At 75.9% G+C, this 13,462-nt stretch carries 14 protein-coding genes; 5 read left to right on the top strand and 9 right to left on the bottom strand.

All coding sequences use genetic code 11. From position 1 onward, the window contains the following. Positions 1 to 28: 28 nt before the first annotated feature. Positions 29 to 661 (bottom strand): shikimate kinase, encoded by a 633-nt coding sequence (locus tag H6H00_RS22615; protein WP_185717724.1) that lies wholly within the window; start codon positions 659 to 661, stop codon positions 29 to 31. Between the two features lie 177 nt (positions 662 to 838). Between H6H00_RS22615 and H6H00_RS22610 the strand changes: the two genes are divergently transcribed. Further along, positions 839 to 1,387 carry a hypothetical protein gene (locus H6H00_RS22610; protein WP_185717723.1) on the top strand — a complete coding sequence of 183 codons (549 nt, stop codon included), beginning with the start codon at positions 839 to 841 and terminating at the stop codon, positions 1,385 to 1,387. 297 nt (positions 1,388 to 1,684) lie between these two features. Here H6H00_RS22610 and aroC read toward each other — a convergent pair whose 3' ends face one another. Both aroC and H6H00_RS22600 read right to left on the bottom strand, forming a co-directional pair. Next, the gene (gene aroC / locus H6H00_RS22605; protein WP_185717722.1) at positions 1,685 to 2,857 is read right to left on the bottom strand and encodes a chorismate synthase; all 1,173 of its coding nucleotides are present in this window, start codon (positions 2,855 to 2,857) and stop codon (positions 1,685 to 1,687) included. Between the two features lie 12 nt (positions 2,858 to 2,869). Then, positions 2,870 to 3,520 carry a prepilin peptidase gene (locus H6H00_RS22600; RefSeq protein ID WP_185717721.1) on the bottom strand — a complete coding sequence of 217 codons (651 nt, stop codon included), beginning with the start codon at positions 3,518 to 3,520 and terminating at the stop codon, positions 2,870 to 2,872. A 234-nt stretch (positions 3,521 to 3,754) separates the two neighbouring features. Here H6H00_RS22600 and H6H00_RS22595 point away from each other — a divergent pair, with 234 nt between their 5' ends. Together H6H00_RS22595 and H6H00_RS22590 are read left to right on the top strand one after the other, a co-directional pair. Then, on the top strand, positions 3,755 to 4,189 hold the full coding sequence (locus H6H00_RS22595) for a PPOX class F420-dependent oxidoreductase (protein WP_185717720.1): 435 nt from the start codon (positions 3,755 to 3,757) through the stop codon (positions 4,187 to 4,189). 19 nt (positions 4,190 to 4,208) lie between these two features. Next, entirely contained in the window at positions 4,209 to 5,048 is an 840-nt protein-coding gene (locus H6H00_RS22590) for a spermidine synthase (protein WP_185717719.1), read from the top strand. A gap of 21 nt (positions 5,049 to 5,069) precedes the next feature. Here the strand turns inward: H6H00_RS22590 and H6H00_RS22585 are convergent, their stop codons facing one another. The 6 genes from H6H00_RS22585 to shbA form a co-directional block, all read right to left on the bottom strand. After that, entirely contained in the window at positions 5,070 to 6,422 is a 1,353-nt protein-coding gene (locus H6H00_RS22585; RefSeq protein WP_185717718.1) for an endolytic transglycosylase MltG, read from the bottom strand. Positions 6,423 to 6,519: 97 nt separating this feature from the next. After that, positions 6,520 to 6,951: a Holliday junction resolvase RuvX gene (gene ruvX, locus H6H00_RS22580; protein ID WP_185717717.1), complete on the bottom strand. Its 432-nt coding sequence runs from the start codon at positions 6,949 to 6,951 to the stop codon at positions 6,520 to 6,522. Between the two features lie 2 nt (positions 6,952 to 6,953). Beyond that, entirely contained in the window at positions 6,954 to 9,620 is a 2,667-nt protein-coding gene (alaS, locus tag H6H00_RS22575; protein ID WP_185717716.1) for an alanine--tRNA ligase, read from the bottom strand. Positions 9,621 to 9,673: 53 nt separating this feature from the next. Continuing rightward, on the bottom strand, positions 9,674 to 9,970 hold the full coding sequence (locus tag H6H00_RS22570; protein WP_185717715.1) for a hypothetical protein: 297 nt from the start codon (positions 9,968 to 9,970) through the stop codon (positions 9,674 to 9,676). After that, complete coding sequence (locus tag H6H00_RS22565) at positions 9,967 to 10,383, bottom strand: DUF948 domain-containing protein (RefSeq protein WP_185717714.1); 417 nt, start codon at positions 10,381 to 10,383, stop codon at positions 9,967 to 9,969. Before H6H00_RS22565 ends, H6H00_RS22570 begins: the two co-directional genes overlap by 4 nt. Before the next feature lie 136 nt (positions 10,384 to 10,519). After that, positions 10,520 to 11,227, bottom strand: coding sequence for an RNA polymerase sigma factor ShbA (gene shbA, locus H6H00_RS22560; RefSeq protein WP_185717713.1), 708 nt, complete (start codon positions 11,225 to 11,227; stop codon positions 10,520 to 10,522). Between the two features lie 289 nt (positions 11,228 to 11,516). Here shbA and H6H00_RS22555 point away from each other — a divergent pair, with 289 nt between their 5' ends. Together H6H00_RS22555 and H6H00_RS22550 are read left to right on the top strand one after the other, a co-directional pair. Then, a complete protein-coding gene (locus H6H00_RS22555; protein WP_185717712.1) occupies positions 11,517 to 12,209 on the top strand; it encodes a TetR family transcriptional regulator in 693 nt (230 codons plus the stop codon). 132 nt (positions 12,210 to 12,341) lie between these two features. Next, positions 12,342 to 13,436: a DNRLRE domain-containing protein gene (locus tag H6H00_RS22550; protein WP_185717711.1), complete on the top strand. Its 1,095-nt coding sequence runs from the start codon at positions 12,342 to 12,344 to the stop codon at positions 13,434 to 13,436. Positions 13,437 to 13,462 lie beyond the last annotated feature (26 nt).

Genomic DNA, 13,462 nt, shown 5'->3' with positions numbered 1-13,462 from the left:
GCCTAGTGCGGCGCCCTGACGGGGCCCGTCAGTGGCGCGAGGCGTCGGGCAGGCCCGGGTTCGGCAGCAGCGTGCTCTCGTGCGGGGTGGGCACGTCGAGGGGGTCCGACGGGTCGACCGGGGCCTCGGGGGTGTCCGGCGGGATCTCGCCCAGCGCCAGCAGCACCGCGCGGGCCACCTGGTTGGCGCTGCGGCGGCCCGTGTCGACCTCCACCGTCGCGACCTCGCGGTAGAGCGGGGCCCGGGCGTCGAGGAGGGCCTTGAACGTGGCCCGCGGGTTGACCCCGGCCAGCAGCGGGCGGGCGCTGGACATGCCGGTGCGGCGCAGGCCGTCGGCGAGACCGACCGTCAGCAGCACGACCCGGTGGCCGCGCAGCGCCGCGCGCGTCTCGGCCGCCAGCACCGACCCGCCGCCGAGCGCGAGCACCCCGTCGACGGTGCCGAGCGCGTGGGCGACGACCTCGCGCTCCAGCGCACGGAACGCGTCCTCGCCGTCGTGCAGGAACACGTCGGCGATCGGCTTCCCGGCCCGCTCGACGATCAGCGCGTCGACGTCGGTGAAGCCGACGCCGAGGCGGCGGGCCAGCACCTTGCCGACGGTGGTCTTGCCGGCGCCGGGCGGTCCGACGAGCACGAGCGTCGGGCGGAGTGGGGCGGTCATCGGTCCGAGCGTAGTGACCGGGCCGTGCCGGGTGGGCCGCCGCACCGCCCGGTGACGGGCCGTGCCCCCTCCCCTCACCCCACCCGGTGGCGCGATAGCCTCCCGGGGCGTCGATGCGGCGCACGGTGACGACTCCCGCCCCGGCGCACCCGGGGTGATCGCGATCGGAGATCCGGCGTGAACGACGGCGAACCGGACCTCCGGCTCCCCCCGCGGCGCGAGCAGCTCCCCCTCCCCCGCCGCGACGGCCAGACCCACCTCGAGCCCCAGCTGCGCGAGCCGGGCGGCGCCGGCTCCGGCACCCCCTTCGCGGCGTTCGGCGCGGAGCCGGGGTCCGACGCCTCCCCCGGCCCGTCGATCGGGTCGTCGGACGTCCCGGCCGCGGGCGACGGATCGGCCCAGGACTCGCCGACCGGCTCCGTCACCGCCGAACCCGCGGGCACCGGGTCCACGGGCACCGGGACCGCCGGACCCGAACCGGATGCCGCCGGGTCGGCGGGCACCGCGGCGGCGGGCGCCACGTCGGCAGGCGCCGGGTCGGCGGACACCGGGTCCACCCGGGCCGGGACCATCAGCGCCGAGACCACCAGCGCCGAGACCACCAGCACCGGGACCACCGGCACCGATCCCGCAGAGGCCCCGCCGGCCACGCCGCAGAGCCGCGCGGCGACCTTCCGGGCCGCCGTGCGCCGGGCCACCGCCCGCCCGCCGCGCCGCACCGGCTGACGCACCCGCCGCGGCGCCGCGCGGAGGCGGGTCAGCACGAGGGCCCGGACCGCGCGGGCTCGCCTGCTCTCATCCGGCCGCGATCCCGCACGAGATCGACGTGGGAGTGGTCTGCGGCCCGGCGAACCCCTCCCACGTCGGTCTCGTCCGTACGGCCGGGGCGCGCGGGCCGGTCGGACCGGCTGCGACCGCAGCGATGGCGAGCACCCCTCTCGCGGTGCCCCGTCCGGCGACCGGCCGGGTCCGCTACCGCCACGAGGGGCCCCCCGGCCGCCCGCCGGTGCACGCGCCGCGGGATCAGGCGTGCGCGGCCCGGTAGGACTCGACGTTGCGGCGGGTCTCGGCGAGGGAGTCGCCACCGAACTTCTCCAGGACCGCCTCGGCCAGCACGAGCGCCACCATCGACTCGGCGACGACACCGGCCCGCGGGACGGCGCACGCGTCGGAGCGCTGGTGGATCGCGGTGGCCTCCTCGCCGGTGGCGGTGTCGATGGTGCGCAGGGCACGGGGCACGGTCGAGATGGGCTTCATCGCGACGCGCACGCGCACCGGCTCGCCGTTGGTCATGCCGCCCTCGATGCCGCCCGCCCGGTTGGACAGCCGCTTCACCGGGTCGCCCGGGATCATCTCGTCGTGCGCCGCGCTGCCGCGGCGGTGCGCGGTGCGGAAGCCGTCGCCGATCTCGACGCCCTTCATCGCCTGGATGCTCATCAACGCACCGGCGAGCCGGCCGTCGAGCCTGCGGTCGGACTGGACGTAGGAGCCCACGCCCACCGGCATCCCGTACGCGATCACCTCGATGACGCCGCCGAGCGTGTCGGCGTCCTCGTGGGCCGCGTCGATCTCGGCGATCATGCGCTCGGTCGTCTCCGGGGAGAACGCGCGGACCGGGCTGGCGTCGACGCGCTCCAGGTCGCCGGGGCCGGGGACGGGGTCGTCCTCCGGGGCGTCGACGGCACCGATGGCCACGACGTGCGACACGACGGAGACCCCGAGCGCCTGCGCGAGGAACGCCTTCGCCACGGTGCCCATGACGACCTTGGCCGCCGTCTCGCGCGCACTGGCCCGCTCCAGGACCGGGCGGGCGTCGTCGAAGCCGAACTTCGTCATCCCGGCGAGATCGGCGTGGCCGGGCCGCGGGCGGGTGAGCGGGGCGTTGCGCGCGCGACCGGCGATCAGCTCGGGGTCCACCGGGTCGGCCGCCATCACGGTCTCCCACTTGGGCCACTCGGTGTTGGCGATGCGCACGGCGACCGGACCGCCCTGCGTGCGGCCGTGCCGCAGGCCGCCGATCACCTCGAGCTCGTCGGCCTCGAACGCCATCCGGGGGCTGCGGCCGTGGCCGAGCTTCCGGCGCGCCAGCTCGGCGCCCAGCTCCTTGGTCGTGATCTCGACACCGGCGACCATGCCCTCCAGCACGGCGACCAGCGCGGGACCGTGGGACTCCCCGGCGGTGATCCAACGCAGCACGCCGCCATCCTCTCACCACGGACCGCCCGCCCCGGCCGCGGCCGCCACCAGCACGACCGCCGATCCCAGCAGCATCGACGGGCCGTGCGGCACCGCGTCGCGCCGGCGGGCCAGCGCGGCCGCCGTCGTCAGGGCCGACGCGAGCACCGCCGCGAGGACGAGCGCGGGCCAGGACACCACCGCCAGCGGCGCGCCCAGGGACGCCGCGAGCTTCACGTCGCCCGCCCCGAGGGCCCCGGGCACGGCGAGGTGGACCGCGGCGTGCACCGCGGCCGCGACCAGCACCCCGAGCACCGCCCGCCCGACGGCGTCGGCCCCCAGGGGCGTGACCAGCCCCACCGCGGCCGGGACGGCGGGCAGGGTGAGGGCGTCGGGCAACCGGCGGTGCCGCACGTCGACGAGCCCGGCCGCGGTCCCGAACCAGGCCAGCCCGAGCAGCACCGGCACCCATCGGCCGGGGAGCACCCCCGCGGCCCAGGCCCCGGCGACCGCGGTCCACAGCGCGGCCACCGCGACCTCGCACACCGGCGCGCGCACCCGCGTCCCCCGCGCCATCCGCCCCAGCAGCACCCGGGCGGCCGCGCCGGCCGCCGCCCCCGGCAGCGCGGCGCCCAGCAGCACGGCCGCCACCGCCCCGGCCCCCGCTACTCCCGCGCCCGGCACGCCGGCCCCCGACCCGCCCGCAGCACCACCACCGTCCGGTCCACGTCCGTCCCCCGTCCCGCCCGTACCGCCGTCCCGATCCGGCCCCCAGCGTCGAACCCCCGCCACCTCCGCACCAGACCCCCTCCGCCCGCTGTGGACGGGCGACCCGCGAGGTGGACGACTCCCCGCCGGGGACGGCCCGGTGTCGGCCCGATGTGGTAAGCCCGGGAGACCCGACCGACAGGAGTCCCCATGGCGCCCGACCCCGCTCAGCTCGACCTGTTCACCGAGATCGGCGGTGGTGTCCTCATCACGCTCAAGCGCGACGGGCGCCCGCAGTCCTCGGTCGTGAGCCACGCGTTCGACCCGGCCACGCGCACGGTGCGGATCTCCGTCACCGAGGGCCGCGCGAAGACCCGGAACCTGCGCCGCGACCCGCGGGTGAGCTACCAGGTCACCCGGCCCGACCTCTCCGCCTACGCGGTCGGCGAGGGCACCGCCCGGCTCACGGCCACGGCGGCCGACCCGCACGACGACACCGTGGAGGCTCTGGTCGCCTACTACCGCGACGTCCGCGGCGAGCACCCCGACTGGGACGACTACCGGGCGGCGATGGTCGCCGAGGGCCGCGTCCTGCTCTCCGTCGTCCTCGACCACGTCTACGGCTGGGTGCCCCCGTCGTCGTGATCCGGGGCAGGATGGGCGGATGAGCGACGCCCGGGCGGTCGTGCGGGCCGAGGTCGACCACGGCAGCGCCGAGCTGGTCGGCGACCCGGACCGGCCACAGGGCTGGACGCTGCTGGTCGACGGCACGGCGCAGTCCCACGTCGACCTCGACGATCCCACCCACCTCGAGTTCGAGTACGTGCGGCGCCTCGCGCACGTCGTCGACCTGATCGCCGCACCCACGGCCCCGCTGCGGGTGCTGCACCTCGGCGGCGGGGCCTGGACGCTGCCGCGCTACGTCGCCGCCACCCGTCCCGGCTCGACCCAGCAGGTGGCCGAGATCGACGGTGGGCTCGTCGACCTGGTCGGGTCGCGGCTGCCCGTCGACGGGCACGGGATCGAGGTGACCGTCGGCGATGCGCGGGCGGTGCTGTCCGGGGTCGCGACGGGCTCGGTCGACCTGCTCGTCCTCGACGTCTTCGCGGGCGCGCGCACCCCCGCCCACCTCACCTCCGCCGAGTTCGTCGCCGACGCCGCGCGCGTGCTGGCCCCCGGCGGGGTCTACGCGGCCAACGTCGCCGACGGCGGGGCGCTGCCGTTCGCCCGCACCCAGTTCGCCGCGGCCGGGGCCCGGTTCGCCGAGCTGGCCGTCGTCGTCGCCCCGGCGGTGCTGCAGGGACGCCGGTTCGGCAACCTCGTGCTGGTGGCCTCCGACGGCGGGCTCCCGGTCGCGGGGCTGGTCCGGCGCGCGGCGGGAGACCCGTTCCCCGCCCGCGTCCTCGACGACGCGCACGTCCGCGAGCTGGCCACGACGGCGGTCGGCGACCGCGGGGCGGTCCCGTCGCCGATGCCGCCCTCCGGCTTCTTCGGCCGTCCCTGACCCCGTCCGCGACGGGCCCGGTCAGAACGCCCCGTTGTCGCGGGCCAGCTGCACGTTCGCGGTGTGCTCGGCGAAGGTCTCCGCGAAGCACGAGGTGCCGTCGGTCTGGCAGCGCACGAAGAAGAACCACGGGCCGGGCTCGGGGGCCAGCGCGGCGGCGACCGCGTCACGGCCGGGGGCCGCGATCGGGGTCGGCGGCAGGCCCGCGGTGGCGTAGCTGTTGTACGGGCCCGGGGTGCCGCGGTCCTCGGCGGTGGTGCGCAGCGCTTGGAGGTCGAGCGGGTAGTTGACGGTGGAGTCGAGCTCCAGGCGCTGGCCGGCGGCGAGCCGGTTGTAGACCACGCGCGCCACCTTGGGCATGTCGGGCGTGATGCCCTCCTTCTCCACCAGCGAGGAGATGATCAGCACCTCGTACGGGGAGGAGCCGATCGCCTCGGCCCCGGCGACGATGCCCCCGGCCTCCAGCCGCGCGGTCGAGGTGGCCAGCAGGCCCTGCAGCACCTGCACCGCGTCCTGCCCCGGCTCCACCTCGTAGAGGCCGGGCACCAGCAGGCCCTCCAGGCGGCGCACCGGGTCGGCCGCCGAGACGGCCTCCCGGGCCCACGACGGCACCCCGAGCTCGGCCGGGTCGGTCTGCGCCATCGCCGCGCGCAGGTCGTCGACGCTCACGCAGGCGTCGGCCCCGTCGATGGTGGCGCAGGTGGCCCGCGAGATCAGGGTGAGGACGCCGGGCGCGACCGTGCCGTCCGGGGCGCTGGTGTCGTCGAGCTGGACGCCGCCGCGGATCTCCAGCTGGCCCACGCGGGCCGCGGGGTCGAGCAGCCGCCCGACCGCGGCGGCCCCCGACATCCGCGACCGCATCTGGTACGAGCCGGGCTGCACGCCGAGGATCCGGTCGTCCTGCTCGGCGGCGTCGAGGAAGGCCCCGACGCTGGCGACCACCCCGGTGCTCTCCAGGGTGCGGCCGATCGCCGCGGTGGAGTCGCCGTCGGCGACCTGGATGATCACGTCGCCCTCCCCCGGGCCGTCGAAGTCGGCCGCGGAGGTCAGCGAGCGGAACAGGTAGTAGGCGCCGCCGACGACGGCGACCAGCAGCACCGCGACGGCGAGCAGCAGGACCCCGCTGCGGCGCGCCCGGCCCGGGCCGCGGCGGCCGCGCGAGGGGGCGGCGGAGCCGGAGCGGGCGTCGTCGTCCGGCCGGTCGTCCCGCTCGTCCCGCTCGTCCCGGTCGGCCCGGTCGGCCCGGTCGGCCGGGGAGGCCGCGGGACGGCCGTCGCGGACCACCGGGATCGGGGCGGTCGCGGCCTCGCTCGTGGGATCGGCGGCCGAACCGCCGACGGCACGCAAGCGGGTCGTCGGGCCGTCGATGTCCACAACGCCGGAGGGTAACGATCGGGTCTCCCCCGGACCCGACGGGGGTTGAACACTCACCCTGTCCGATTCATCCGGTTCGTCGGCGGACCCGCGGTGATCAGCGATGACGGTCGAGCCAGCCCTGCAGGATGCCGACCGCGGCCACCTGGTCGACGACGGCGCGTTGCCGGCGCCCCTTGCGCCCGCTCTCCCGCATCTGACGGGTGGCCACGACGGTGGTGAGCCGCTCGTCGGTCAGCTCGATCGGGACGTCCACCGCCGGCTCCAGCGACGCCACGAACGCGCGCGCCGCCTCGGCCGCCGGGCCTTCCCGCCCGGCGAGCGTGCGCGGCAGCCCCACCACGAGACCGACCGCCTCGTGCTCGGCGACGAGCGCCGCGATGGCGGCCACGTCGGTGCCGCCGTCGACGTCGCGCGCCACGGTGACCAGCGGCGTCGCGATCAGCCCGTCCGGGTCGGAGAGCGCCACCCCGACCCGGACGGACCCGACGTCGATGCCGATCCGGCGACCGCGCCTACCGGGCTGCACCGCTAGCGCGCACGCAGGTGCGCCCGCAGCGCGTCGACCGCGGCCGGGATCCCGGACGGGTCGGTGCCGCCGCCCTGCGCGAGGTCCGGCTTGCCGCCGCCGCGCCCGCCGACCGCCGCCGCGAACGCCGGGATCAGCTTCCCCGCGGCGAGCCCGGCGTCGCGGGCCGCCGAGGTGGTGGCCACGACGAACGCGACCTTGTCCCCGTCGCCGGAGAACAGCGCGACGACGCCCGGGCGCGAGCCCAGCCGGCCGCGGACGTCGGAGGCCAGCGCGCGCAGGTCGTTGCCGCCCACCCCGTCCGGCGCGGCGACGGCGACGAGGGCGATCCCGCCGACGTCCTCCGCCCCGTCGGCCAGTGCGCCCGCCGAGGACAGCACGGCGTCGGCGCGGACCTTCTCCAGGTCGCGCTCGGCGGTGCGCAGCCGCTCGACCAGGGAGTTGACCCGCTCCGGGACGTCCTCGGGCCGCGCCTTGAGCTGCTCGGCGAGGTTGGACAGCAGCAGGTGCTCGCGGGAGAGGAACCGGAAGGCGTCGAGGCCGACGAGGGCGTCGACCCGACGCACACCGGAGCCGATCGACCCCTCGGACAGCACCTTGATCATGCCGATCTCGCCGGTGCGGGCCACGTGCGTGCCGCCGCACAGCTCGCGGGAGTAGTCGCCCATGTCGACCACGCGGACGCGGTCGCCGTACTTCTCGCCGAACAGCATCATCGCGCCGAGCGCGCGGGCCTCGTCCATCGTGGTCTCGTAGGCCGCGACGGCGCGGTCCTCCTGCAGGACCGTGTTCACCTCGTCCTCGATCTCGGCGAGCGCGGCCGGGGCCACGCCCCCCGACGGGGAGGTGAAGTCGAACCGCATCCGGCCCGGGGCGTTGAGCGAGCCGGCCTGGGCGGCCGACGGGCCCAGCGCGCCGCGGACGCCGGCGTGCACGAGGTGCGTGGCGGTGTGGGCGCGCGAGATCGACGTGCGCCGCGCGACGTCCACCGTGGCGACGACGGCCGCGTCGAGCGTGACCTCTCCCGCCGTGACCGTGCCGCGGTGCACGCGCAGCCCGGCGACGGGCGACTGCACGTCGTCGACCCGGACGGTGAAGGAACCGCCCTGCAGCGTGCCGGTGTCGGCCTGCTGGCCGCCCGCCTCGGCGTAGAACGGGGTGCGGTCGAGCACGATCTCCACCGCGTCGCCCTCGCGGGCGGCCGGCACCGGCACGCCGTCGACGAGCAGCCCGATGACGGTGCCCTCGGCGGCGAGCTCGGTGTAGCCGAGGAAGTCGACGGCCCCGTGGGTGTCGAGCAGGGCGCGGTAGATCGAGCCGTCGCCGCCGTGGCCGACCTTGTGCTTGGCCGCGTCGGCCTTGGCCCGGGTGCGCTGCTCCTGCATGAGCGCGGTGAAGCGGTCGCGGTCGACCTCGAGCCCGGCCTCGGCCGCCATCTCCAGGGTCAGGTCGATCGGGAAGCCGTAAGTGTCGTGCAGCTGGAACGCGCGGTCGCCGGGCAGCACCGCGGCGCCGCTGCGCCGAGTCTCGGCCACCGCGGTGTCGAAGATCCGCTCGCCCGCGGTGAGCGTCTGGAGGAAGGCCTCCTCCTCGGCGCGCACGACGGCGGAGATCCGCTCGAAGTCGGTGACGAGCTCCGGGTAGGACGGCGCCATCGCGTCGCGGACGACCTCGGCGAACGCCCCGAGCACCGGCTCGGTGACCCCGAGCAGCCGCGCCGAGCGGACGATCCGGCGGAGCAGGCGGCGCAGGACGTAGCCGCGGCCCTCGTTCGACGGCGTCACCCCGTCACCGATGATCATGACGCCGGAGCGGGCGTGGTCGGCGATGACGCGGAACCGCACGTCGTCCTCGGCGTCGGCCCCGTAGCGGCGGCCGGAGAACTCCTCGGCCCGCGCGATCACCGGGCGCACCAGGTCGGTCTCGTAGACGTTGTCGACGCCCTGCAGCAGGGTCGCGACGCGCTCGACGCCCATGCCCGTGTCGATGTTGGGCCGCGGCAGCTTGCCGATCGGCGGGTGACCGGCCTTCGGGCTCAGGTCACCGCGCACGTCCTGCATGAAGACGAGGTTCCAGATCTCCAGGTAGCGGTTCTCGTCCGCGACCGGACCGCCCTCGGCGCCGAACTCCGGCCCGCGGTCGTAGTAGATCTCCGAGCACGGCCCGCCGGGACCGGGCACGCCCATGTCCCAGTAGTTGTCCTTGCCGTCGCGGCGCTGGATGCGCTCGGGCGGGAGCCCCGCGATGTCGCGCCACAGCTCGATGGCCTCGTCGTCGTCGAGGTAGACGGTGACCCACAGCCGCTCCGGGTCGAAGCCGTAGCCGCCCTCGTCCTGCGAGCCGGTGATCAGCTTCCAGGCGTGCGCGATCGCCCCGGCCTTGAAGTAGTCGCCGAAGGAGAAGTTGCCCGCCATCTGGAAGAACGTGTTGTGCCGGGTGGTGCGGCCGACCTCGTCGATGTCCCCGGTGCGCACGCACTTCTGGATCGACGTGGCGGTCGGGTACGGCGCGGGCACCTCCCCGAGGAAGTACGGCTTGAACTGCACCATCCCGGCGTTGACGAACAGCAGGTTGGGGTCGTCGAGGATGAGCGACGCGCTGGGCACGCGGGTGTGACCGGCGGCGACGAAGTGGTCGGTGAAGCGGCGGACGATCTCGTGGGTCTGCACGGCAGGGCTCTCTGCAAAGGAGGGGTGACGGGACGCGGGACGGCAGGGAAGGGCTAGTCCCCTGCCCGCGGCGCTCGTACAGGAGCGGGCTCGGCGACGGCCTCGGACCAGGTCGGGACGTGCCCGCCGGTGCGGCGCTCGACCAGCTCGGTCAGCTCGCGCTCGCGCGCGTCCATCCCGGCGCGGACCTCGGCGCCGAACGCGCCCAGCCCGGCCCCCAGCTCGCGCAGGCCGTCGGCGATGTTCTCGCCGATGCCGGAGGGGGTGACGTTGTGCGCGGCCCGGGTGGCGCGGCGGGTGACGTAGGAGCCGGCCACCGCCCCGACCCCGATCCAGAACAGGCGCTTCACTTCTTCCCCCGGCGACGGAGACGGCCCGGACGGGTCCGCAGCGAATGGGCGCCGGCGTCCCGGCCCGCGCGACGGGCCTTCACGGCCTTGTTCAGCCCGTAGGAGAACGCGGCGGCCCGGACCAGCGGTCCGCCCAGGGTGGCGGTGAACAGCGACGTGAGCACCGAGACGTTGCTGGTGACGGTGCGGGCGCTGGAGGTGATGCCGTCGACGCGCTCCAGCTGCGTGTTGACCTGGTGCAGCGTGGTCTGGGCGTTGTCGAGCAGCGGGGCGCTGCCCTCGTGCGCCTTGCGGATCGCGACGGTCGCCTCGTCGAGGGTGCGACCCAGCTTGAGCAGCGGGACCGCCAGCAGCAGCACGAGGACGACGAACGCCCCCGCGGCGATGAGCGCGGCGATCTGACCAGCCGACACGAAGCCTCCTCGAACCGTCCGACGACAGAGTGTGATCGGCGGTCAGGCTACCGCGCGGGAGGTGGCCCGCCACCTGGGGTCACGCTCTCCGCCCCGGCCCGCCGATGATCCACCGGGCCGGACGGCGGACCGGGCGTCAGTCGTCGTCGGCGGGCGTGCGCGGCACGGGGATCATCAGCTCGACGGCGCCCTCGCCCAGCGCGGCCCGGAGGCGGTTCAGCGCCCGGTGCTGGGTGACCCGCACCGCGCCCGGCGTGGAGCGGACCGCCGCGGCGGTCTCCTCCGCGCTGAGCCCGACCGCGATGCGCAGCACCAGGACCTCGCGCTGGCGCGGGGTGAGGATGTGCAGCAGCTCGCCGAGCCGCTCGCTGAGCTCGCAGGCGAGCAGGTGGTGCTCCGGGCCGTCGTCGGACACGGGGGCGTCGGGCAGCTCCGGGACGGGCTCGGTGCGGTTGCGACCGATGACGCGGAACGCGTCGGTGACCTTGTGCGCCGCGATCCCGTAGACGAACGCGCGGAACGACAGGCCCCGCATCTTGTACGCGGGCAGCGCGCTGACGACGGCGAGGCAGACCTCCTGCGCGACGTCGTCGGCCGAGCCCGTGACGGTCTCCTGCCGGCCGAGCCGGCCGCGGCAGTAGCGGAGCACGAACGGGTGGATCTCGGCGAGGAGTCGCTCCCGTGCGCGGTACTCCCCGGCGACGGCCGCGGCGACCATCGACTCCAGGCCGGGCGCCTGGTCCTCGACGACCTCGACGACCTCGACGACCTCGGTGGGCGCGGTGGGCGCGGTGGACTCGGTGGGCTCTGCGGTGAACGGCGGCAGCACCGTCGCGGTGCTCATCGGACGCTCTCGCTCATGGGGTTCCCCTCCCGGATCGGCGCGCGGAGGCGCCGACGTCGTGCGGACCGCTCCGCCCCCGGGGTCCCGGGGGGCGGGTCTCGTGCTGCCCTGCAGATGGAGGGATCCGTCGTCCGTGAGATACGCGAGCGCTCCCGGTACGCGACCCTCCCGAACCCGCCCCGCTGTGCCCGGCGGTACGAACTCGTTCACCCTTCAAGTACGCATTTTGGGTGACACTCCAAGTTGGAGTCAAGAGCACTTCGGCCGATGATTGGTTACTCTGCGTTCGATGTCCTCCGCCGACGAACCCCGAGCGGCCGATCCACGGGCCCGGGCCGCCCAGACGAAGCGTGACCGAACGCGGCGCGCGCTGCTCGACGCTGCCGACGCCACGTTCGGCTCCCGGGGATGGGCGCGCACCCGGATCGAGGACATCGCGGCCGCGGCCGGGGTGTCCGCCGCCACCGCGTACAACCACTTCCCGTCCAAGCACTCGCTGATCGGGCACGTCTACGCGCCGCTGGTGCGGCCGCTGTTCGTGCAGGCCGAGCGCGACGTGTCCACGGGCCGGGCGGCGGTCGCCGCCCTGGAGGACCAGGTCAGGGCCCTGGCCCGGATCACCTCGCGGCACCGGGAGCTCACCGCGTCGTTCTTCTCCGCGGTGCAGGACTACACGATCCGCGTCGAGGGTCCCGCCGACCCGGCCGACGAGATCGACCCGCGCCTGTTGGCCCCGGTCCCCGACTCGATCCGGGTGCTGATCGAGCACGGTCAGCGCACCGGGGAGCTGCGGGCCTACCCGGTCGCGGCCGACATCAGCGCGATGCTCGTCAACACGCTCCTCACGCGCACGATGAACCGGCCCGACGAGCCGGCCGAGGCCCGGGCCGAGCTGTTGCTCACCGTGCTGTTCGGCGCGCTGCGACCCGAGCTGCTGCTGAACGGCCCCTACGACGATCGCCCGTTCCGCCGTCGCTCCTGAGCCGGACGGCGGTACCGCTCGGCGATCCGCCGGTCACACGAGTCCCCGAAGGGGTGGTCTCCGTCACCGGTGTGGGTGCGACGCGCCCGTGGATCTTGTCGGCTCTGCGTCACACCCCGTCTGATCACGATCATGAACACGTACGCGGCACGCACCGCGGTGATCCTGGGTGTCGCACTCGCGCTGGCCGTCCCGGGGACGGCGGGTGCGGACGAACCGGACACCCCCGAGACCCGCACCGAGACCAGCACGAGCGTCGCCCGCGTCGACGGGTCGCGCGCCGTGACGCTCTTCGCCGGACCGGTGCAGCTGCGCCGCGGGGCCGAGTGGGTCCCCGTCGACCTCACCCTCGGATCAGGTCCGGACGGACTCATCCGCCCCGCCGCCGCCCTCCACGACCTCACGCTCACCCCCACCGGACCGGTCGTGCGCTGGGTCGGCGGCGGCTCCGCCGCCCTCGCCCCGGTCGGCCCCGGCCCGCTCCCCGCGCCGGCGCTCGCCGGCCACCGCGCCACCTACCCGCAGGTGGCGCCGGGCTACGACCTCGTCGTCGAGGCCACCCGCACCGGCTTCGCCGCGTCGATCCGGAAGGCCGGCACCCCGGTCGGCCCGGCCCCGGTGCTGGCCCTGACCTCGACCACCGCCGGGGCCGAGCGGGTGGTCGAGGGGACCGCCACCGAGTCGGCCGTCAGCCGCGTCGTCGCCTCCGCCCCGGTCGACGGCGCGACCCCGGCCCCGTTCGACACGACCGTGCAGTCGACGATCCTGCGCAGCGACGCCTCCGGCGACCCGGACCTTCGCCTGGGCAGCTACGACGGCGTGGCCGTGGCCCGCAGCTTCCTGTCCTGGGACCTCGCCGAGGTGACCGGCCGCCCGATCGGCTCGGCCGTGCTGCGCGTGCACCAGGACTGGTCGTCCTCGTGCACCCCGGCCGCGTGGGAGGTCTGGTCGACCCCGGCCGTCGGGCCGGCGACGCGCTTCGCGAACCAGCCCGTCGCCGAGCGGCTGTGGTCGACCAGCACCGAGACCCGCGGCAACGCCCCGGCCTGCGCGGCGGGCTGGACGCAGGTCGACGTCACCGAGCTGGTCCGGGCCTGGTCCGCGGCCGGCGCCCCGACCGGGACCATGATGCTGCGGGCCGCCGACGAGACCTCGCCCCTGGGCTGGAAGCGGCTCAAGTCGGCGGAGAGCCCGAACGTGCCGAACCTCGAGATCACGCTGGGCTGAGGACCGTACGCGCCCCCGGCGGGCCG

Origin of the sequence: Pseudonocardia petroleophila, assembly GCF_014235185.1 — a bacterium.
In the GTDB taxonomy this organism is placed as follows: Bacteria; Actinomycetota; Actinomycetes; order Mycobacteriales; family Pseudonocardiaceae; genus Pseudonocardia; species Pseudonocardia petroleophila.
The sequence above is the reverse complement of the archived record's forward strand: the minus strand, read 5'-3'. Positions and strand labels throughout refer to the sequence as shown.

Coding starts and splice junctions, on each gene's coding strand:
- H6H00_RS22555 (WP_185717712.1), top strand. CDS start 11,517: ATGTCCTCCGCCGACGAACCCCGAGCGGCCGATCCACGGGCCCGGGCC.
- shbA (WP_185717713.1), bottom strand. CDS start 11,227: ATGAGCACCGCGACGGTGCTGCCGCCGTTCACCGCAGAGCCCACCGAG.
- H6H00_RS22595 (WP_185717720.1), top strand. CDS start 3,755: ATGGCGCCCGACCCCGCTCAGCTCGACCTGTTCACCGAGATCGGCGGT.
- H6H00_RS22550 (WP_185717711.1), top strand. CDS start 12,342: ATGAACACGTACGCGGCACGCACCGCGGTGATCCTGGGTGTCGCACTC.
- H6H00_RS22590 (WP_185717719.1), top strand. CDS start 4,209: ATGAGCGACGCCCGGGCGGTCGTGCGGGCCGAGGTCGACCACGGCAGC.
- H6H00_RS22615 (WP_185717724.1), bottom strand. CDS start 661: ATGACCGCCCCACTCCGCCCGACGCTCGTGCTCGTCGGACCGCCCGGC.